The 22,505-nt window shown below is 51.7% G+C and carries 15 protein-coding genes and 1 pseudogene; 7 read left to right on the plus strand and 9 right to left on the minus strand.

Annotated features, from left to right (window positions below; genetic code table 11):
• Positions 1–3: 3 nt before the first annotated feature.
• From Dpoa569_RS07640 to Dpoa569_RS07665, 6 genes and pseudogenes are all read left to right on the plus strand, one after another.
• Positions 4–1,020: a lipoate--protein ligase A gene (locus Dpoa569_RS07640; protein ID WP_042871130.1), complete on the plus strand. Its 1,017-nt coding sequence runs from the start codon at positions 4–6 to the stop codon at positions 1,018–1,020.
• A gap of 335 nt (positions 1,021–1,355) precedes the next feature.
• Positions 1,356–2,090, plus strand: coding sequence for an EAL domain-containing protein (locus Dpoa569_RS07645; RefSeq protein ID WP_042871128.1), 735 nt, complete (start codon positions 1,356–1,358; stop codon positions 2,088–2,090).
• Positions 2,091–2,248: 158 nt separating this feature from the next.
• Positions 2,249–3,703, plus strand: a complete 1,455-nt coding sequence (locus tag Dpoa569_RS07650) for a protein adenylyltransferase SelO (protein WP_042873957.1) — start codon at positions 2,249–2,251, stop codon at positions 3,701–3,703.
• Between the two features lie 538 nt (positions 3,704–4,241).
• Positions 4,242–5,771: pseudogene (ldtD, locus tag Dpoa569_RS07655) on the plus strand (L,D-transpeptidase); the annotation flags it as partial.
• 194 nt (positions 5,772–5,965) lie between these two features.
• Positions 5,966–6,514, plus strand: a complete 549-nt coding sequence (locus tag Dpoa569_RS07660) for a YcbK family protein (protein WP_042871124.1) — start codon at positions 5,966–5,968, stop codon at positions 6,512–6,514.
• A gap of 68 nt (positions 6,515–6,582) precedes the next feature.
• Entirely contained in the window at positions 6,583–7,221 is a 639-nt protein-coding gene (locus Dpoa569_RS07665) for an MBL fold metallo-hydrolase (RefSeq protein ID WP_042871122.1), read from the plus strand.
• 98 nt (positions 7,222–7,319) lie between these two features.
• Here Dpoa569_RS07665 and Dpoa569_RS07670 read toward each other — a convergent pair whose 3' ends face one another.
• From Dpoa569_RS07670 to pncB, 6 genes are all read right to left on the minus strand, one after another.
• Positions 7,320–8,510 carry an amino acid aminotransferase gene (locus tag Dpoa569_RS07670; RefSeq protein ID WP_042873956.1) on the minus strand — a complete coding sequence of 397 codons (1,191 nt, stop codon included), beginning with the start codon at positions 8,508–8,510 and terminating at the stop codon, positions 7,320–7,322.
• 190 nt (positions 8,511–8,700) lie between these two features.
• The gene (locus tag Dpoa569_RS07675) at positions 8,701–9,780 is read right to left on the minus strand and encodes a porin (RefSeq protein ID WP_050569459.1); all 1,080 of its coding nucleotides are present in this window, start codon (positions 9,778–9,780) and stop codon (positions 8,701–8,703) included.
• A 545-nt stretch (positions 9,781–10,325) separates the two neighbouring features.
• Positions 10,326–11,474, minus strand: coding sequence for a porin (locus tag Dpoa569_RS07680; RefSeq protein ID WP_042871120.1), 1,149 nt, complete (start codon positions 11,472–11,474; stop codon positions 10,326–10,328).
• Positions 11,475–12,134: 660 nt separating this feature from the next.
• Positions 12,135–13,253, minus strand: coding sequence for a porin (locus Dpoa569_RS07685; protein WP_042871118.1), 1,119 nt, complete (start codon positions 13,251–13,253; stop codon positions 12,135–12,137).
• Between the two features lie 297 nt (positions 13,254–13,550).
• The gene (gene asnS, locus Dpoa569_RS07690; protein ID WP_042871116.1) at positions 13,551–14,951 is read right to left on the minus strand and encodes an asparagine--tRNA ligase; all 1,401 of its coding nucleotides are present in this window, start codon (positions 14,949–14,951) and stop codon (positions 13,551–13,553) included.
• 178 nt (positions 14,952–15,129) lie between these two features.
• Positions 15,130–16,335, minus strand: a complete 1,206-nt coding sequence (pncB, locus tag Dpoa569_RS07695) for a nicotinate phosphoribosyltransferase (RefSeq protein ID WP_042871114.1) — start codon at positions 16,333–16,335, stop codon at positions 15,130–15,132.
• Positions 16,336–17,022: 687 nt separating this feature from the next.
• Between pncB and pepN the strand changes: the two genes are divergently transcribed.
• Entirely contained in the window at positions 17,023–19,638 is a 2,616-nt protein-coding gene (gene pepN, locus Dpoa569_RS07700) for an aminopeptidase N (protein ID WP_146411205.1), read from the plus strand.
• A 101-nt stretch (positions 19,639–19,739) separates the two neighbouring features.
• Here the strand turns inward: pepN and ssuB are convergent, their stop codons facing one another.
• Genes ssuB through ssuD form a run of 3 tightly spaced genes read right to left on the minus strand, consistent with a single transcriptional unit; the run spans position 19,740 to position 22,478 of the window.
• Entirely contained in the window at positions 19,740–20,531 is a 792-nt protein-coding gene (gene ssuB, locus Dpoa569_RS07705; protein ID WP_042871112.1) for an aliphatic sulfonates ABC transporter ATP-binding protein, read from the minus strand.
• Complete coding sequence (gene ssuC, locus Dpoa569_RS07710; protein WP_042871111.1) at positions 20,528–21,319, minus strand: aliphatic sulfonate ABC transporter permease SsuC; 792 nt, start codon at positions 21,317–21,319, stop codon at positions 20,528–20,530. The genes ssuB and ssuC overlap by 4 nt, the downstream gene beginning before the upstream one ends.
• Before the next feature lie 10 nt (positions 21,320–21,329).
• Positions 21,330–22,478 carry an FMNH2-dependent alkanesulfonate monooxygenase gene (gene ssuD, locus Dpoa569_RS07715; protein WP_042871109.1) on the minus strand — a complete coding sequence of 383 codons (1,149 nt, stop codon included), beginning with the start codon at positions 22,476–22,478 and terminating at the stop codon, positions 21,330–21,332.
• Between the last annotated feature and the right edge of the window lie 27 nt (positions 22,479–22,505).

A 22,505-nucleotide genomic window follows, 5' to 3' on the forward strand; every position in this document is an offset into this window, starting at 1 on the left:
GCTGTGTCCGCGCTGCGTTTGCTGATCTCTGATTCTATTGACCCCTGGTTCAATCTGGCGGTGGAAGAGTGTATTTTCCGCCAGATGCCGACTACACAACGGGTGCTGTTTTTGTGGCGTAATGCTGAAACGGTAGTGATTGGCCGCGCTCAGAACCCGTGGAAAGAGTGCAATACCCGGCGTATGGAGCAGGATGGCGTCAAGCTGGCCCGGCGCAGCAGTGGCGGCGGTGCGGTGTTCCATGATCTCGGCAACACCTGTTTTACTTTTATGGCGGGTAAACCCGGCTATGACAAGAGTGTGTCCACAGGCATTATCTTACGTGCACTGACGGCGCTTGGCATTGAAGCTCATGCGTCGGGGCGTAATGACCTGGTGGTTGAAACGCATGACGGCGTCAGAAAAATTTCTGGTTCTGCCTATCGGGAAAGCGCTGATCGCGGCTTTCATCATGGAACGCTGCTGCTGGAAGCCAACTTGTCTCGTCTGGCGGATTATCTCAATCCGGATGTTAAGAAATTGCAGGCTAAAGGCATTGAGTCGGTACGTTCGCGGGTTGCGAATCTGGTGGAGTTATTGCCGGAGATTGATCATGAGACGGTTTGTAGCGCTATTACTCAGGCATTTTTCGACCATTATCAAACCCAGTGTCAGCCAGAGAGAATTTCGCCCGATGTTGTTCCCGAACTGCCGGGATTCGATGAGTTGTTTGCGCGCCAGAGCAGTTGGGCGTGGAATTTTGGCCAGGCGCCTGAATTCACCCATACGCTGGATACCCGCTTCGATTGGGGAGGTGTGGAACTGCATTTTGACGTAGAGCGCGGTGTCATCAGTCGCTGTCAGCTGTTTACTGATAGTCTTAATCCTACTCCGCTGGAGGTGTTGGCTGCCCGGCTTAACGGTATATTTTATCGTCCGGAAGCGCTGGCTAAGGTTGGTGAGCAGCTGGCATCGGAATATCCCCAACAACACAATGAGATAAGCACAGTAATTGCCTGGTTATCGGAAGGTATTCGTTAATAATTTGCAATATATTATGGGGATTTGTCTGAAAAATGCAAAGTAAATTGTTTTTAGATAAGCGGTAAATTATAAGTTTACTGTCGGTTTCGGCAGTAATAAATATGGTATTGGTATTCGCGTAAAAAAGGATAGAGATTATTCATCGTATTTTCTTTCGGATTCAGACATATATTGTTTGAGTTAAATAAGCGTCACGCGCTCCGTTTGAATATTATTGTTAATAATCCTTGATGTTTCTGGAGTGGTAGCAGCGAATAGGGTCAGGTCAGGCATACCGTTTGTCTGGCTGCCCGTTACGGCGGGTTCAATTTTCTAACTCTGGCTATAACACTATGCGTATCCAGCTTGAAGTTGACTATGTCAGTCAGTATTTTTTCTCTCCTGTCTACCATCTGGATTCCCGTTTGATGGCGCTGGAAATGGTCGGGCGCTTCCAGTGTGAGGGGGGAAGTTTGTCCATACCGCAGGAGATTTTACTGGGAACGTTGAATCACCAGCACAAGCAAGCGCTGCTAAGAGAACAACTGGCGATTCTGAAAGATAAATCAGCCTGGTTTATCAATAATCGCGTCATCGTAGCGTTGAAAATTGATCATACATTGACGGAAATTCTGATTAATGACGCGTTGCTGTGGCATGAGTTTCGTTCGCTGCCTTTTTTGCAACTTGAGATTAATGAGCACTTCCCGGATATATCACATGGGCGAGATAATCCTAATTTGATGAAATTAAGCCAGTCTTTCCATTTGTGGTTGGATAATTTCGGCGCTGGCAATGTGAATATGAAGCCATTTTATGATGGCGTCATTTCCTGTGTAAAAATGGACGCGGGATTTATTAATAAGTTATTAATCCGACCTGTTTCTGTTTCTATCGTTAACCCCATGTTACAGGTTATGAAAAAACAGTGCCCTTCACTGAAGGTAGTGGCGAAAGGGGTGGATAATATAGCCAGCTTTGAACGGGTTTTTGAGCTTGATGTCAACGCGGTGCAGGGGCAACTCTGGTCGCCCTTGCCACCAGAAGCGCTGGATAATGCGTTAATGCCGGTTGCCTGTTACGGTTAAGCAACGTTGGGCGTTCAGTTGTGGCTGTCGCCCACTGCTTTCAGCTCAGCTATCTTATTTGTATCCTTAGTTTTTCTGTCCGGCTAAATAGCCTTGTTTTTACTCCGTGTTAATTCTCCTGCCTCAGTTCTACACTGATAAAAAAGGGAGTGAGAATGATGCCGTATCACCTGCCGTTCAATAATCATTACCACCAGCAATTGCCGGGGTTTTATACCGAACTGACACCTACACCGCTACAGGGTGCGCGTTTGCTGTATCACAACGCCACACTGGCTGAAGAACTGGGGTTATCCGCTGACTGGTTTGAAGGTGATAACGGTCATATCTGGAGCGGAGAACAGCTGTTGCCGGGCATGGCGCCGTTGGCTCAGGTGTATAGCGGTCATCAGTTCGGCGTATGGGCCGGACAGTTAGGCGATGGGCGAGGCATCCTGCTCGGACAACAACAATTGGCGGATGGACGTACGCAAGACTGGCACATCAAAGGCGCGGGATTAACCCCCTATTCGCGTATGGGGGATGGGCGGGCGGTCTTGCGTTCTGTCGTGCGTGAGTTTCTGGCGTCGGAAGCGTTGCACCACCTTGGTATTCCCACCACGCGTGCATTAACTATCGTCAGCAGCGACCACCCGGTTCAGCGTGAGCAGGAAGAGCAGGGTGCGATGCTGTTGCGGGTGGCGGATAGCCATGTCCGTTTCGGTCATTTCGAACATTTCTATTATCGCCGCGAACCAGAAAAGGTACGTCAGCTGGCTGAGTACGTCATTGCCTGTTATTGGCCGCAGTGGCAGCAAGAAGCGGATCGCTATTATCTGTGGTTCAGCGATGTGGTGGAGCGTACTGCACGGCTGATAGCCCACTGGCAGGCCGTAGGTTTTGCCCATGGCGTCATGAATACCGATAACATGTCTATTCTTGGACTGACTATCGATTACGGTCCCTTCGGGTTTATGGATGACTACCAGCCAGATTATGTCTGTAATCATTCGGATCATCAGGGGCGCTATGCGTTTGATAATCAACCCTCGGTAGGGTTATGGAACCTGCATCGTCTGGCGCAGTCCCTATCAGGGCTGATGCCTGCCAACCTCCTGCAACAGGCGTTGGACCGTTATGAACCTGCACTGATGCAGCAGTTCGGTGAATTAATGCGCGCCAAACTGGGTTTTGGTACTCCGCAGGCGCAGGATAATGATTTGCTGGTCGGGTTGCTGCAACTGATGAAGCGTGAACAGGCCGACTATAGCCATATCTTTCGATTGTTGTCGGAAACAGAATGTCACAGCAATCACTCACCGTTACGGGATGTGTTTATTGATCGTGCGGCATTTGACGATTGGTTTCGTATATACCGGCAGCGGCTGGCGTTGGAAAACGAGGAGGATGACGCCGGGCGTCAACGGCGGATGAAGCAGGCCAACCCGCGTTACGTATTACGCAATTATCTGGCGCAACAGGCGATTGAACGGGCACAAAAAGAGGATGTTAGCTTACTTGCCCGCCTGCATCAGGTTTTGCGTCAACCGTATGCCGATCAACCCGATATGGCGGACCTGGCCGCTTTGCCTCCGGACTGGGGCAAACATCTGGTGATTTCCTGCTCCAGCTAGTTTCTGGTCTGGGCGAGTCCGATAGGCAACATGGGTGAAGAAAAGCCAGATAACTGATTGTATGATGGTCAGAATGGCAGGTGTATCGCGCTCGTTATTTCCCCTGTCACACCGTAAAATCAGTATAACATGGGGTGTATCTGGTCATTTTTCGTGATGCGGATTAAACCGTTGGCGCAGGATGATTCCGGTGCACGACACGCGTTTGCGGTAACGGGTAGATTAATTTTTAAAAACATGTTGTTTTTAAAACGTATACTGGTTGCGAAAACCGTATTAGCTGACAGAAACTGGGTGGTTACAACATACCCGATGTGATTAAAACATTCGGTGTGATCAAAACACGCGGTGTAATAAAAGCAGTGTCATTTTATGTACAGGGGATAAATGGATGTTGTTAGTCAAACGAAATACACAAAGACTGCTTTGGGGAGTAGCCGGTTCGATTTGGCTGGGCAGTCTGTTGACTTCGTTTTCCGTTCAGGCGGCACCAGACAGTGTGGCGGTAACCGCCGTGTCAAAAAATCATGCCTCTGTCACCCGTGCTCTGCCCGCGGGCATTACACCGCATTATCTCGGTGAATTAACCGCGCTCTATACGCGCCAGCACATGCAGCCGATGTGGGGTGATAAACAGGTCGTCAACGCTTTTCAGCAGCAGTTGGCGGAACTCGCGCTTTCTGGTATTCAGCCACAGTTCACCACCTGGGTGAGCTGGTTAACCGATCCTAAATTAAACGGTTTTGCCCGTGACGTAGTCCTGTCGGATGCCCTGCTGGGGTATATGCAGTTTGTCTCCGAGGTAGAAAGAAATGGCAACAACTGGCTGTATGGCAGCGAGCCTTATAAGCTGGCTGCGCCGTCACCAGCGATGGTTGGACAGTGGCAGCAGGCCGTTGCATCGGGCAACGGCCTGGCGTTTATTGCATCGTTAGCGCCTCATCATTCCCAGTATGCAAAAATGCACGATGCGCTGAAAAATATGCTCACGGACAACCGCCCCTGGCCAAAACTGATACTGGCGGACTCATTACGTCCCGGTGATGAAAGCACCGCGTTACCGGTGTTGAAAGAGATTTTGCGGCGAACCAGTATGTTGACTCAGGATGGCCCGGCAATGCCGCTGTTTAACGATGCCTCGTCAGGCAGCTCGTCGTCACTGCGTTATGACGGAGAGGTAGTGGAAGCCGTAAAACGTTTCCAGCATTCGCAGGGGCTACAGGATGATGGCGTCATCGGCAAGCGCACCCGCGACTGGCTCAATGTGTCATCGCAAATGCGTGCTACTTTGCTGGCGTTAAATATTCAGCGTTTGCGGCTGGTGCCGGATAAAGTCAGCAGCGGCATCATGGTTAATATTCCTAACTATTCGCTCAGCTACTATCAAAATGGAGCAGAGATCCTGTCGTCGAGGGTGATTGTCGGCCAGCCTAAACGCAAGACGCCACTGATGATAAGCTCACTGAGCAATGTCGTGATGAACCCACCGTGGAATGTGCCGACTACGCTTACCCGTCAGGATATTATTCCTAAGGTGATTCAGGACCCAGGGTATCTGCAGCGCCATGGATACACAGTATTGTCAGATTGGACCGAAAGCGCCCAGCCGATTGACCCGGCAACGATCGACTGGCCGATGGTATCTGCCAACAACTTCCCGTACCGCCTGCGTCAGGCACCGGGAGACAGCAATTCGCTGGGGCGTTACAAGTTCAATATACCCAATACGGATTCCATCTATTTGCATGATACGCCTAACCATAATCTGTTTCAGAAGGATATCCGGGCGCTGAGTTCGGGATGCGTGCGCGTTAATAAGGCTTCTGAGCTGGCAGCGTTGTTGTTACAGGATGCTGGGTGGAATAATGCGCGCATCTCATCAACGATAGAGCAGGGCAACACCACCTACGTGGCGGTACGCCAAAGGGTGCCGGTCAATTTCTATTATCTCACCGCCTGGGTCGCTGATGATGGTAAGCCGCAATTCCGCACAGATATTTACAATTATGATGATACGGTAAAAACCGGCGCACTGGCTTTGTCCAAAGTGGGATTATTATTACAGTAACTATGCGTAATCCGGGCAATTCCCGGATGATATCACCGGGTGTTGTGAAGCGAAAAACCGTGGGAGCCTGCGCCAGAGTCCGAAGAAAGCGGGTTGACGGGTCTGCTGCAGGCAGTTAAGGTGCAATGCGGTGCATTAGGTGCCGCTTCGCCTGTTATTCTCTTCGCTTTTTTAGCCCAGGGTACTCGATCTTTATGGAACACATTGATAATCATCGACGCAAATGGCTGGCGCTTGGCGGTGCAGCCTTAGGAATAGCGCTGTTGCCAGGTCAATCGTTGGCTTCGTTATCCACTGCTCGTCCACGTATTCTCACACTGAATAATATTAATACCGGCGAGCACATCAAAGTCGAATTCTTTGATGGTCGTCGCTATAACAAAGCAGAGTTATCCCGATTGAATCACTTTTTTCGCGACTATCGGGCCAATAAAATCAAAACTATTGATCCCGCGCTGTTTGATCAGCTATACCGACTGCAGGTGATGTTAGGTTCTACCAAGCCGGTACAGCTGATCTCAGGTTATCGTTCTTACAGCACCAATGAAGATCTGCGGTCGCACAGTAAGGGCGTGGCGAAACAGAGCTATCACACCCAGGGCAAAGCGATGGATTTCCATATTGAAGGCGTTCAATTGGCGAATATCCGGAAAGCTGCTGTGAAAATGCGTGCGGGCGGTGTTGGTTATTACCCACAGAGCAACTTTGTGCACATTGATACCGGGGCTGTTCGCACCTGGTAATGTGAATGACGGAATGGGCGAGGTAGGCTTTCTCCTCGCACAAGGATTTGAAGTAAGAACGGAGCGGTATGAAGTACCAAATTATTCCTGTTACGGCTTTTAGCCAAAATTGCACACTACTGTGGTGTGAGAAAACGTTGCAGGCCGCTATTGTTGATCCCGGTGGTGAAGCAGAAAAAATCAAACAGGCAGTGGCGCAGGCGGGTGTCGTCGTCACCCAGATTCTGCTGACGCATGGTCATCTGGACCATGTCGGTGCTGCTGTCGCGCTGGCTGAACACTATCAGGCGCCTATTGTTGGCCCGCAGCGTGCCGATGCTTTCTGGCTTGATGGATTACCTGCTCAGAGCCGCATGTTTGGGCTGAATGATTGTCCACCGTTGACGCCGACCCGCTGGCTGGAAGAGGGCGATACCGTCAGCATTGGCGAGTCGGTGTTATCTGTTGTGCATTGTCCGGGTCACACGCCGGGGCATGTGGTATTCATTGATAAGCAGGCACGCTTCGCTCAGGTGGGTGATGTTATTTTCCATGGCGGCATAGGGCGCAGCGATTTCCCACAGGGCGACCATCAGGCGCTGGTGGACTCTATTCGTAATAAGTTATTCCCTTTGGGGGATGATATCGTCTTTATTCCAGGTCATGGGCCGATGTCCACCTTCGGAGAAGAGCGCCTTAGCAATCCGTTTGTGCGCGATGCTGGCTGACTCCTGTTTTATCTGCGTAAAAAACAAAAAGCCAGCAGAACTGCTGGCTTTTTTGTGTGCCGTCGCCCGTTTGAAAGGGAGTCAGGCAGGATGCATCATCACAGCACGGCAACAATGGCTTCGCACAGCGGCGCCATGTTTTCCGGCGTCATACCTGCTACGTTGATTCGGCCAGAGTTGACGGCGTAGATACCGAATTCGTTGCGCAGGCGCAGTACCTGATCTTTGCTCAACCCGCTGAAAGAGAACATGCCGTTCTGATTGATAATGAAGGAGAAGTCCTGAGTAGCGCCTTTTTCCTGCAAGGTGCTGACAAACAGGTGACGCATACGCTGAATGCGTTCACGCATGGCCGTTAATTCCTGTTCCCAGATGTTACGCAACGACTCATTAGACAGCACGGTAGCCACGACAGCCGCACCGTGTGACGGTGGGTTGGAGTAGTTGGCACGAATTCCCGCCTTGACCTGGCTAAATGCCGTATCGGCAATCACGGCTTCTGCCGCCACGATAGTGCAGGCACCTACTCGCTCGTTGTACAGACCAAAATTCTTGGAGTAAGAACTGGCAACAATCAGCTCGGTGTGTTTGGCGGCAAAAATACGCAGCCCTTCAGCGTCTTCATCCAGACCACGGGCAAAGCCCTGATAGGCGAAGTCAAACAGCGGCAGCCAGCCTTTTTCCAGCGCCAGTGCGGCCAGGTGTTCCCATTGCGCTTTGGTCGGGTCAATACCGGTAGGATTATGGCAACAGCCGTGGAACAGCACCACATCACCGGCTTGTGCCGCACTCAGGCTGGCCAGCATACCGTCAAAATCCAGCTCGTGGCGAGTTGCATCGTAATAGGTGTAATCACAGACGTCGAGACCAACGGCAGCGAAAACATTCTTATGGTTAGGCCAGCTCGGATTGCTTACCCAGATGCGTTTGGCGCTGGTCTGGGTGGCGATAAAGTCTGCTGCCACACGCAGGCCACCGGTGCCGCCCGGTGTCTGTGCGGTGCGTGCACGGTTGTTCGCAATGATCTCGCTCTGCTTACCGAATAACAGCTCCTGAGTGCAACGAGCGAATTCCGGTATGCCATCAATACTCAGGTAGTTTTTAGTGGTTTCGGTTTCCAGCAGCAGCTGTTCTGCTTTTTTTACGCTGGTGAGTACCGGCGTTTTACCGGTTTCATCTTTATAAACGCCGATCCCCAAATTGATTTTGTGGGAGCGTTCATCAGCGCGGAACAGATCGGCCAGCCCCAGAATTGGGTCAGCAGGTGCGGCAGCGATTTTTTCAAACATTGCGAAGTAATCCATAACAGAGATTAAATAGAAATAGCAGGTTAACGCCAGCGTCTGGCTTTGCCAACCGTTTGCATCAAAAGAAACGGAAATAGTGATGGCGGTGAAGCCGTCGAGATTTTTGCCTGAAAACCGGCAAAGTCGGCGCATATGCCGACTTTGCCGCAGGTATCGGGAAGGTGTACACCTGTCAGAACTGATATACCAGACCGGTGAACACCGTATCACCGGTCTTTCTGGCAAATGGATTATCAGTGCTGCTTATCAGATTGCGCAAATAAGCCACATTCATAACCATATTCTTATTGAAGGTATAATTTACCCCCAAACTGGCATACCGGGTGACATAACCACTGGTGCCTTGCCCAATATCCGTCTCATCGTATGCTCTGGCGGATACATAGGCTAGAGACGGCGTGAGTCCAAAATCAAAGTGATATTGCGCCACCGCCTCAAATATTTTGGTTTTATCAGCAAAGGCGGCGGTTGAGGTGCCAATTGGTGTCAGGTTATGGAGTATGCCGTACATCACCGCTAAATAGGTACGATTGGCATCGTATTTCACGCCGGCAGCCCAGGCGTCAGCCTTGTCGCCTTCATTTGTCGCTCGCTGTGCCGCTGTTCGGCTGACGGCTTCATAAGAGGCGATAACGCCGATACCGACAGGTGTGGTATACGCAGAAGAGACTCCCCAGCCATTACCGACCTGACGCGCCGGATCAGTGGAGTCATTGTGGCTGGACTGATATTGCAGCCCAATGTCCCATCCATCGACCAGACCAAAGAAGTTCTTGTTACGGTATGTCGCCACCCCGGCGGTGCGGCCAGTAATATTGTCGGTATAGCCTTGATCGCCGCCAAATTCAGGCAATACGTCGGTGTAGGATAAACCGTCATAGGCGATGCCTTTATTTCTGCCGTAATCAATACTGCCAAATTTATCGAACTTCAAACCGGCATAGGCGTAGCGGGTTTTCCCGTTATCGCCATTGGTGTCTTCCGCCTTGCTGGCATCAAAATGATATTCGTAATTGCCGTAACCGGTAATATATGGGGTGATCTGCGTTTCACCTTTTACACCCAGTCGTGCATAAGTTGAATCACCATTGCTTTTGAAACTATTGGTGTTATCACCAAAGTAATAACCCGCTCGCACTTTGCCATACAAATCAAATTTATTACCCTGGTTATTATAAACTTCAGCCGCGCTGACCAAACCGGTTGAAGACAATAATACTGATGCGGTTAGCATAGTTATCAGATGCTTCATTATCATCATTACCCTCACTAAATGTTAATCACCACTGAGGCATTTCTGCCTGACAGCAATAGAGATACAGCAGGAGCATTGTCGATGTGTTGTTATGTGCGCCCGCAGTCTTACATCAGGAGGGGGAGGTAACCAGAATGAAAGTGATACCAGAATGGTGTTGGTGAAATATTATGTTTTTATTCGAATAAAAATATTATGTTTCATTTTTATTTATTTATTTTTTAATGAAAAACAATGGGTTATTGCTGTATTGCTTTATTGGGTTTTTATTAATCTTATATGTAATTTTAAATATCGATGTCAGTATCGAATTTATTCTTATTAATACACCTGCTGTTTTACCTCGTGACGGGTTTGTTCCACATCGTGGACGTAATAACGGAAGAGGGTGTGGTCGCGTCATAGCCGGGAAAAAACGGTGCGGGTGCGAATCACATGTGCTGCGGCGGAAAAATAACAATTGTGAAGAGCTACTGTGAAGAGAAAAAGCCGAGGCATAGCCTCGGCTTGATATGCGCTTACTTCAGAGAAGCAAGGCTGGATTAGAACTGGTAAACCACACCGACAGCAACACGGTCGTTAGTTGCTTGTTTGTAGAGGTTGTCGTCTTTCAGCAGGTTGATGTCATACTCGGTGTAAGTCGAGAAGTTTTTGTTGAAAGAGTAGGTCAGGCCCAGGCTGGCGTATTTGACCAGATAATCGCTGGTTTTTTGGGCCGCAGTGTTATCTTCCGCTTTAGCTGATACGTAGCCGATAGACGGTTTCAGGCCAAAGTCGAAGTTATACTGTGCAACCGCTTCAAACACTTTGGTTTTGTCAAAGGCAGCAGTGGTGTGCTGAGAGACTCCGCTAATATTAAATTTATAAGTGTTACCGTAGGTCATATTACGGTATTCACCGTAGGTAGCGGCTACATAGATGTTGTTAGCATCGTATTTCAGGCCGGTCGCCCACATTTCAGCATCAGTACCACGGCCATCTTGTGCCTGGTCATTTGATGTAGCAGGTGATGTAGCATTAGAGAATGTATTCGCAGTACGTTTAGCATGGCCGTATGAACCGATAATACCTACGCCATACGGAGAGGTATAAGAGGTGGACAGGGCGTAGCCAGCGCCAGTGTTACTTTTGCGCGTTGTGGAATCAGAACGTGCTGACTGGTAGCTTAGGCCAAAGTTCAGGCCATCAACCAGACCGAAGAAGTTTTTGTTGCGGTAGTTCGCCACACCTGCACTGCGGCCAGTGAAACCGTCGTTGTAGGCAGAGTCGCCACCCCATTCCGGCAGCACGTCGGTGTAAGAGATACCATCGTAAGACACGTTGCGGTTACGACCGTAATCCAGAGAACCGAAATCAGCAAATTTCAGGCCGGCATAGGCATAACGAGTCTGACCAGCGGCGGTGGAATTTTTAGATTCTGTTTCTTCAGTACGGTTGGCGTTGAACTGATATTCAAAACGGCCATAACCAGTCAGGTCGCTGTTGATCTTGGTTTCGCCGGTGAAACCAAGACGGACATAACTTTGGTCGCCGCTGTTTCTACCGGTGTTGTCTTTGGAGAAGTAGTGCAGACCGTCCAGTTTACCATTCAGGTTCAGTTTGTTGCCGTCTTTGTTATAAATTTCAGCCGCATTCGCTGCGCCAGCGGCCAGCAATGCCGGGATTACCACTGCAAGAATATTACGTTTCATTTATAAATAACCCTCATTGTGTTGGTTCACGTCCGATCATATTTACAGAGAAATCTGAATTGAACTTCTGCGATACGTCGGTGTCTATGTGTCCGAAGGCAGTGTTTCATTCATAATGATGATTATCCACTCCATAAATGATACCAATTGATGATTTGTGAAACATATTGTTTTTTTATGTTTAAATATGTAAAATTTGAGGCGTGTCACACTATAGTTGAGGGGCGTTTTTCGTTTTAGACGGGGTTTTAAATAATCTTAGTCATTATCTATATTTTAATCATAAGGTTATAAATTTTCTCCGTAAGAAAAAGTATGCATAACTAACATATTTTTTTCACATTAAGTGTGCTTTTTTGTCATAAATTCTGCGTAAACTCTCTCTGTAACCTGTTTCAATGTGGTGCCATCGGCACACAACACATCAGTAAAAATGATTCCTCTCAAAAATAACGTAATCAATTACGTTTCAGGTCAACACTGGCCCTTGAAGGTATGGTGAATTATGAGGTTTAAACGTTGTTGACCCTGCCAAATATGCCCGGCTGGTAACAGTGATTTGCTGTATGACAGACTATAAAAATAAAAATGCCGATCAAAAATTGATCGGCATAGTTATAGTTTTCCGTTTTACGACCAGGTCGTTAACAGAGAACTACATTAGAACTGGTAAACCACACCCACCGCAACGCGGTCATTGGTTGGCAGCTTATACTGGTTGTTATCTTTCAGCAGGTTGATGTCGTACTCAGTGTAGGTAGAGAAGTTCTTGTTGAACGCGTAGGTCAGACCCAGGCTAACGTACTTGGTGATGAAGTCGTTAGTGGCTTTACGGTCATCTTTCGCTTTAGCAGAAACATAACCTAAAGACGGAGTCAGGCCGAAATCAAAGTTGTACTGAGCAACCGCTTCAAATACTTTGGTTGTATCCAGTGCTTCTTTCTGATTTCCAGTTGTGTCAGTAAATTTGCTGACAGCACCCGGCTGGAAGGTATTGTTCGACGTGTAGCTTAAGTTATGGTACTCACCGTAGGTGGTGGCAACATAGATGCTGTTAGCATCATATTTCAGACCGGTTGCCCAGGCTTCAGCTTTTTTGCCCTGGTTATCAAGCACCTGAGCCTGAGTACGGTTAGCCTGAGTATAAGAACCGATCACACTTACGCCAAAAGGTGAAGTATAGCTGGAAGATGCTGCCCAGCCAGCACCAGTCTCTCTAGCTAAGTTGACAGAGTCATTGTGCGCGCTCTGGTAGCCCAGTGCGAAGTTCCAGCCATCAACCAGACCGAAGAAGTTTTTGTTGCGGTAAGTGGCAACACCGGCGTTACGGCCAGTCAGGCCATCAGTGTAAGCCTGGTCACCGCCAAATTCCGGCAGCACGTCGGTGTAAGAGATACCATCATAACCTACAGCGCGGTTACGACCGTAATCGATAGAACCGAAATCACCAAATTTCAGGCCGGCATAAGCGTAACGAGTACCACCCGCAGCGCTGTCGTTCTTAGCTTCAGTTTCTTCAGTGCGGTTAGCATTGAAATTGTACTCGAAACGGCCATAGCCAGTCAGATCGCTGTTGATCTTGGTTTCGCCAGTGAAACCCAGACGAGCATAAGTCTGATCACCGCTGTTGCCGCTGTCTTTAGAGAAGTAATGCAGACCAACAACTTTACCGTTCAGGTCCAGTTTGTTACCGTCTTTGTTGTACACTTCAGCTGCGTTAGCTGCGCCGGCAGCCAGCAGAGCCGGGATTACCACTGCAAGAACATTGCGCTTCATCATTATCAATTACCCTCATTGGTGTTATTCAGACTTCTGCATCACAATAAAAAAACCGTAGTGGAACTTTTTCGTGATAGCCGATGTCTTCCTGTGTCTGCACGCAGTTTTCCATTCAGCCGTCCGTTAATCTACCGTTTAAATGATACCAATTTCTAAATTATGTAACTTTTATAAAAAATATATGTCAATTTGTAAAAACAACGGAACTTTGTGAGTCACTTCTAAAATAAAAAAAGAAGGGCGCCATAGAGCGCCCTTCTTAGTGCAGATATTTGTTTTTCTTATGTTATTTTTTGCTTAGAACGTAGCGCTACGGGGTGTGCGCGGGAACGGAATCACATCGCGCACATTTTGTACACCGGTTACATAAGCTATTAAACGCTCAAAACCAAGACCAAAACCCGAATGCGGGATGGTGCCGTAACGGCGCAGATCGCGATACCACCAGTAGTCTTCTTTACTGAGTCCCATTTCTTCGAGACGGCTGTCCAGTTGCTCCAGACGTTCTTCACGCTGAGAACCGCCAATAATCTCGCCGATGCCCGGTGCCAGAACGTCCATCGCGGCGACGGTTTTGCCGTCGCCGTTCATGCGCATATAAAAGGCTTTGATGTCTTTCGGGTAGTTTTTAACTACGACCGGCGCCTGGAAGTGTTTTTCAGCCAGATAACGCTCGTGTTCGGAGGAGAGGTCGATACCCCAGGACACCGGGTTCTCAAATGCCTGCCCACAGTTTTCCAGAATGGTGATGGCATCGGTGTAATCTACCTGAGCGAAATCAGAACTGACAAAACGCTCCAGCCGGCTGATGGCGTCTTTATCTACGCGTTCAGCGAAGAATTTCATGTCATCGGCACGTTCGTCGAGTACGGCTTTGAACACAAATTTCAGCAGGTTTTCCGCCAGGCTGGCGATGTCGTCCAGCGTTGCAAACGCCACTTCCGGTTCAATCATCCAAAACTCTGCCAGATGGCGGCTGGTATTGGAGTTTTCCGCCCGGAAAGTCGGCCCGAAGGTATAGATTTTAGACAGCGCGCAGGCATAGGTTTCGCCGTTAAGCTGGCCGGATACGGTCAGGAACGCTTCTTTACCGAAGAAGTCTTCGCTGAAATCGACCTTGCCTTGATCGTTGCGCGGCAGGTTTTCCAGATCCAGTGTGGATACCCGGAACATTTCGCCGGCACCTTCGGTATCGGAGGCGGTAATCAGCGGGGTGGATACCCAATAGAAACCATTTTGATGAAAGAACCGGTGGATGGCCTGTGCCAGCGTATGACGCACACGAGCGACAGCGCCGATAAGGTTAGTGCGTGGGCGCAAATGCGCCACTTCACGCAGGTATTCGATACTGTGGCGTTTGGCCGCCATCGGGTAGGTGTCCGGGTCTTCCACCCAGCCGACGACCTTGAGTTCCGTTGCCAGCAGTTCGAAGCTCTGGCCCTCACCGGGGGATTCCACCACTTTACCAGTGACTTCCACAGAGCAACCGGTGGTCAGGCGCAGCACATCGCTTTGATAATTAGCAAGATTATTATTGACGACAGCCTGTAGCGAATCAAAGCAGGAACCGTCATAGACGGCGATAAAAGAAATACCGGCTTTAGAGTCTCTCCGGGTACGTACCCAGCCGCGCACGGTGACGTCACTGTCAACGGCGACACGGCCTTGCAGTACATCGACTACAGGCACTACGCTCATAACATTCTCTCTATTGGTGAAATTTAATGGGTAACTGTTGCCGCCCGGAAGTGGGCGTTTCGTTATGTTACTTGTCGTCGGGCAGGACACAAGCAGAAATCACCGCAACGCCGCAAGTTTTATACGATTCCGGCGTTGCTGGCTTAAAGAGTAATCAGTGATGTGGGAAGCGCAATACTCAGGAGGCCTTTTTCACTCGCGGCAGATCAAACGCTTTGCGTAGCGCGCTGACAAATGCCTGATCCTGACAAATGGTTTTTCCTGGGCTGTCTGACAGCTTGGCTACCGGTTTGCCGTTGCACTCCACCAGCTTGATGACGATATTCAGCGGTTTGACGCCGGGAATATCGCAGGTCAGGCGGGTGCCGATGCCGAAGGCGACATTGATGCGTTGCCCGAAGTGGCGGTAGAGATGCAGTGCCTTTTCCAGATTGAGGTTATCGGAAAACACCAGCGTTTTATCCATCGGGTCGATACCCAGCGCATGATAATGCGCAATGGCTTTCTCGCCCCATTCAATCGGGTCGCCGGAATCATGGCGCAATCCCTGATAACGACGGGCGAATTGACGGTCAAAGTCACGCAAGAACGCATCCATGGTGATGCAGTCGGTGAGTGCGATGCCGAGCTGCTCCGGATATTCCCGCAACCAGGCATCCAGTGCGGCCCGCTGGCTGTTGGCTAAGGTCGGGCTGATTTGCTGATGAGCCTGGAACCACTCGTGCGCCTGGGTTCCGACCGGCGCCAGTTGCAGACGACGCGCCAAATCGTAGTTGCTGGTGCCGATAAGGTAAGGGCATTCGGCTTTGAGGGTATGCACTATCTGGTGCTGAACCTCACGAGAAAAACGCCGGCGGGTGCCAAAATCCATCAGTTTAAAGCGACTGAGATCGACATCGGCGCTGTGCTGGCGAAAGCGAGCCAGCGTGTCGTGTAACTGGTTGAGTGCGGCCTCACTATAACTACCGGGGGTACGGTTGCGGTGAACCACTTCGCTGATGACCGCGAGCAGCGGCACTTCCCACAAAATCACGTTGCGCCACGGCCCGGTGATACGGATATCCAGCTTGCCCTGATGATTGCGAATGCGGATTTGCGAAGGGTCAAAACGGAAGTTTTTCAGCCAGTCGAGGTAGTCGGTTTGAAAAAATGGCAGAGAGGCAAGGTAGTGATACTCATCGTCATGCAGTGACAAGTGACTCATGGCTTCCACTTGCACCCGAATCTCATCGGCGTAGTGCCCTAACAGCTCATCGCCGCGACAACGGAATTCCGCCGCTACATGCACATCGTGGTAATGGTGATATACCGCCTGTTGCATATGCAGTTTATAGGCGTCGGTATCGAGCAATGAGGTCAATATCGGGGCTGTGTGCAAAGTCATAATGCGTTACCGCATCCTCGTTTAATACAGTTACGTTTCATACCATTACGGTTAAGACAGGCACATTGACTACGATGACGTTTATTACATTTACCGACTCATGTCGGCGATGTTGCGCGACAGTGGGCGTCACCTGCCTGTTCATCGGGCTTATCACATCATATTGGGCGGGTGAAGGCGAGATTCAATCGTGCGATTGTGACAAAAAAGTATCTGTTTTTACGGTCTGTTTACCATGAGTGATTGAATTATAATGTTTTTTATACTAAACAAAATTACCCGAAAAATCGTGTTACCGCTGTAGCGATGGGGGGATGACAGGAAAGTTTGCATTCCGGCAGTCACTCCCTTTTAATAGACGTAACAGCCTGTTGAATAACGGAACTGCGCACAACGTAGGCGAAATCAGTCGCGTAATCAGGTGATAATACGGTTGCTTGCGTACCAGTGACGAGGTGCTGGTGCGAGAGGCGCTGTTTACCCTTGTTTACTGTATGAATTTATAAAAGACGGATATCGTCGTCTGGCGAGTGTTACGGGGTGAGGGGAATTCGTTAATATCCCGTGTGTTAACCACGGGTTTTCTGTTTTTATGTATTTCTGCTCCTATATAAAAAGGAGGAGGCAGATAAGCAGCCCGATCACGCCGTATCGCCATCATTACTGCTGTCATTAAGGTAATCAGTCATGAGTCAACAACCACAAATCAAATACCGGCACGATTACCGCGCGCCGGACTATACCATTACCGACATCGCGCTGGATGTTGATCTGTATCCAGAACAGACCCGCGTGGTGGCGACCAGTCAGGTCGTGCTGCAGGGGGAAAAAGGCGCGGCGCTGAAGCTGGACGGCGAAGGGCTGAAATTGCTGAATGTTCAGGTCGATGGTCAGGCGTGGCAGGCGCATCGCTTGTTGGATGATGGCCTGGAACTGACTGGGTTGCCGGAAAAATTCACCCTGCGGATTGAAACGGAAATCAACCCGGCGGCCAACAGTGCGCTGGAAGGGTTGTATCAGTCGGGCGATGCGCTCTGTACCCAATGCGAGGCTGAAGGCTTCCGCCACATTACCTATTATCTGGACCGCCCGGACGTTCTGGCGCGTTTCACCACTCGTATTACCGCAGATAAAGCACGCTACCCGTACCTGCTTTCCAATGGTAACCGAACCGGACAGGGCGAGGCGGATAACGGGCGTCACTGGGTGGAATGGCAAGACCCGTTCCCGAAACCCTGCTACCTGTTTGCGCTGGTCGCCGGCGATTTTGATGTGCTGCGCGATACCTTTGTTACCCGTTCTGGCCGTGATGTGGCGCTGGAACTGTTCGTGGACCGCGGCAATCTTGATCGTGCCGACTGGGCGATGACCTCACTGAAGCACGCCATGAAATGGGATGAAACCCGTTTTGGCCTGGAATACGACCTCGACATTTATATGATCGTGGCAGTGGATTTCTTCAATATGGGGGCGATGGAAAACAAGGGGCTGAACATCTTCAACTCCAGGTATGTGCTGGCTAAAGCCGAAACCGCCACCGACAAGGACTATCTCGGTATCGAGGCGGTGATCGCTCACGAGTATTTCCACAACTGGACCGGCAACCGGGTGACCTGTCGTGACTGGTTCCAGCTCAGCCTGAAAGAAGGGCTGACGGTGTTCCGCGATCAGGAGTTCAGTTCTGATGTGGGTTCGCGCCCGGCTAACCGTATCGACAACGTGCGGGTGATGCGCGGCGCGCAGTTCGCCGAAGACGCCAGCCCGATGTCCCACCCGATTCGTCCGGATCAGGTCATCGAGATGAATAACTTCTATACCCTGACCGTGTATGAAAAAGGGTCGGAAGTGATTCGCATGATGCACACGCTGCTGGGTGAAGAGAAATTCCAGGCAGGGATGCGGCTCTATTTTGATCGTCATGACGGCAGCGCTGCGACCTGTGATGATTTTGTACAGGCGATGGAAGATGCCTCCAGCGTCGATCTGTCGCAGTTCCGTCGCTGGTACAGCCAGTCCGGCACGCCGGTGGTGACAGTCCGTGACGATTACGACGCCGCCTCTCGCCAGTACCGCCTGCATATCAGCCAGATGACGCCGGTCGGGGCCGACAAGCAGCCTAAACTGCCGCTGCATATTCCGCTGGATGTGGAGTTGTACGATAGCGAAGGGAATGTGATCCCGCTGCGCCAGAAAGGGCAGAAACTGGGTTCAGTACTGAACGTCACTGAAGCTGAGCAAACCTTCGTATTTGATGACGTTCCCTGCCAGCCGGTGCCGTCGCTGCTGCGTGAATTCTCCGCGCCGGTAAAACTGAACTACCCCTGGAGCGATGAGCAACTGACGTTCCTGATGCGCCACGCCAGCAATGCGTTTTCCCGTTGGGATGCGGCCCAGAGTCTGCTGGCGAACTATATTCGCCTGAATGTGGCGCGTCATCAGCAAAAACAGCCGTTATCGTTGCCGATGCATGTGGTGGACGCCTTCCGCGGCGTGCTGCTGGATGACCAGCTGGACCCGATGCTGGCCTCGCAGATTTTGTCGTTGCCGAGCGAGAACGAGATGGCAGAGCTGTTTGAGGTCATCGACCCGGACGCTATCAGCGCGGTTCGCCAGTCGCTGACACAGACGCTGGCGCAGGAAATGGCGGACGAACTGCTGGCGGTATATCGCGCCAACAAACTGGCGTCTTACCGTGTTGATCAGCAGGATATGGGCAAACGTGCGCTGCGCAATCTGTGCCTGAGCTATCTGGCGTTTGCCGAGCGCGAGCAGGCGGACACGCTGGCGGCAGCGCAATTTACTGATGCCGACAACATGACCGATTCGTTAGCGGCGATGGCGGCATCGGTGGCGGCACAGTTGCCGTGCCGGGACAGACTGCTGGCGGCCTTTGACGAACGTTGGCATCAGGATGGTCTGGTGATGGACAAATGGTTCGTCCTTCAGGCCACCAGCCCGGCCAGCGATGTGTTGAACCGGGTGCGTGAATTGCTTAACCACCGCTCCTTCAGCCTGAACAACCCTAACCGACTGCGCTCGCTGATAGGATCGTTCTGTGCGGGCAACCCGTCGGCGTTCCATGCGGTCGATGGCAGCGGCTATCAGTTCCTCACTGAGATGCTCAGCGATCTGAACACCCGCAATCCGCAGGTGGCTTCGCGTCTGATTGAACCGCTGATTCGCCTCAAACGTTACGATTCAACCCGTCAGGCGTTGATGCGTCAGGCGCTGGAAACCCTTAAAGGGCTGGAAAACCTCTCCGGTGATCTGTTCGAGAAGATAACCAAAGCGCTGGAGGCGTAAGCGCAGCCAACGCAATATCTCTATCTTATTGATATAATGGCTATAATAAAAACCACCGCTGTCAGCAGACGGTGGTTTTTTATGCCCTGAGAGTGGGAATATCAGGCGTGTGCCTGTGAGGGATAGGCTGTGTCGTGGGGAATCGCAGGCGCCAAAATCCGTTCCAGTACCTGCGCTTCCAGCTCTGCCAGCCGGGCGGAGCCGCGGCGGCGTGGGCGCGGCAGGTCAATCGTTACATCCAGCCCGACCTGTCCGTCTTCTATCAGGATCACCCGGTCGGCAAGGGCTACCGCTTCACTGACGTCATGCGTTACCAGCAAAACGGTGAACCCCTGTTGCAACCATAGCGATTCAATCAACCCCTGCATTTCGATGCGGGTCAAGGCGTCGAGTGCGCCCAGCGGTTCATCCAGCAGTAACAGGCCGGGGTGGTGGATCAGCGCACGCGCCAACGCTACCCGTTGTTTTTGTCCGCCGGACAGCGCAGTCGGCCAGTCGGCAGCACGTGATGATAACCCGACTGCCTCCAGCGCCTGATGGGCGGCGCTACGCCACTCGCCGCGCAGTCCCAATCCAACGTTGTCGATTACCCGCTTCCACGGCAGTAAACGGGCTTCCTGAAACATCAGCCGGATATCGTCGCGTGCCTGATGCAACGGGGCGCGGCCTGCCAGCAGCTCTCCGCCACTGGTTTGCTCCAGTCCGGCCAGCAGCCGCAGCAACGTGCTTTTGCCGCAGCCGCTGCGACCGACTACCGCAACAAACTGTCCGGCTGGAATGTGCAGGTGCACCTCATTGAGAATGGTGCGGTGACCATAGCGCTTGGTGACGCCGTTGATTAACAGCGGCGTGCCGGCGTTAAGGCGGGCTGGCGCAGTGTGAGTAAACGTCATGCGTGTTCCTCCGTTAGTTGCCAACTGGGATGCCAGCGCAGCCAGATACGTTCCAGCGTCAGGGCGATGACATCCGCCAGTTTGCCCAGCAGGGCATATAGAATGATCGCCACCACCACGACATCCGTTTGCAGAAATTCGCGGGCATTCATCGCCAGATAGCCGATACCGGAACTGGCGGAGATGGTTTCCGCCACGATCAGCGTCAGCCACATCAAGCCGAGCGAGAAACGCACGCCGACCATGATCGAGGGCAGCGCACCGGGTAGCACCACCTCACGGAACAGCCGAAAGCCAGACAGGCCGTAACTGCGAGCCATTTCCAGCAAACCGCTGTCGATAGTGCGGATGCCGTGATAAGTGTTGAGGTAGATGGGGAACAGGGTGCCGAGCGCCACCAGAAAAATTTTGGCGCTTTCATCAATACCGAACCACAAGATCACCAGCGGGATCAACGCCAGATGCGGCACGTTGCGCAGCATCTGCATTGAGGTGTCCAGCAGGCGTTCGCCGGTGCGGGATAGTCCGGTAATAAAGCCAAGCGCCAGCCCCAGCGCGCCGCCGATGGCAAAACCGGTCAGCGCGCGCCAGGTACTGATGCTGAGGTGTTGCCACAGTTCACCACTGCGGGCTAGCCGCCAGAACGTCACGGTAATCGCTTGCGGTGACGGCAGGATGCGGGTGGAAAGCCAGCCGACGCTGGAGGCGAGTTGCCAGAGCGCTACCAGCAGCAGCGGCAGCAACCAGGGCGTCAGGCGTACGGTGATCGGTGTCAGGAGCCTCTGCATCAGTTGGTCCTCAGCTTTGGGCTGCTTTGAGCAGCGGGACAAATTCGTTACCGACGATTTCACCTTGCGAACGCAGCGGCTGCGGTTGTGGCACCTCCGGCACGGCCACATCCAGATGCGGGAACAGGAGTTCGGCGACCTTGTAGGCTTCTTCCAGATGCGGATAACCTGACAACACAAAGGTATCGATACCCAAATCGGCATATTCCTGAATACGTTGCGCCACAGTCTGTGGGTCGCCCACCAGCGCGGTGCCCGCACCGCCGCGTACCAGACCAATACCGGCCCACAGGTTGGGGCTGATCTCCAGCTTGTCGCGGCGGCCACCGTGCAGCGCTACCATGCGCTGTTGGCCCACCGAGTCAAAGCGTTTTAGCGATGCCTGCGCCTCGGCGATAGTGTCGTCGTCCAGCCGGGAGATCAACCGATTGGCGGCCTGCCAGGCTTCTTCGCTGGTCTCACGCACAATCACATGCAGGCGAATGCCAAAACGTACGCTGCGCCCTTGTGCGGCGGCTTTGGCTCGTACGCGGTCCAGCTTTTCTTTTACTTGTGCCGGTGGTTCGCCCCAGGTGAGATAGAGTTCAACCTGTTCGGCAGCCAGATCCAGCGCCGCATCCGACGAGCCGCCGAAGTAGAGCGGCGGACGCGGTTGCTGTACCGGCGGATAATGCAGTTTGGCACCTTTCACCTGAATGTGTTTGCCGTCGTAATCGACGGTTTCGCCTTCTAATACTCGCCGCCAGATGCGGGTAAATTCGGCGGAGGCTTCATAGCGCTGTTCATGACTGAGGAACAATCCTTCGGCAGCCAGTTCCTCCGGGTCGCCGCCCGTCACCAGATTAAACAGCGCCCGGCCATTGGAAAGTCTGTCCAGCGTAGCGGCCTGACGGGCGGCCAGCGTTGGCGAGACGATGCCAGGGCGCAGCGCCACCAAAAAGCGCAGACGCTGAGTGACCGGGATCAGCGACGACGCCACCAACCAGGAATCTTCGCAGGAGCGGCCCGTGGGGATCAGTACGCCGCCGAACCCCAGACGGTCTGCCGCCTGAGCAATCTGTTGCAGGTAACCATAATCAACCGGGCGGGCATTTTCGCCGCGACCAAAATAGTGGCCGTCACCGTGAGTGGGCAGGAACCAGAAAATATTCAGACTCATTATTATTGTCTCCGTGAAATCAGGCTG

Source organism: Dickeya poaceiphila, assembly GCF_007858975.2.
GTDB classification, from domain to species: Bacteria; Pseudomonadota; Gammaproteobacteria; order Enterobacterales; family Enterobacteriaceae; genus Dickeya; species Dickeya poaceiphila.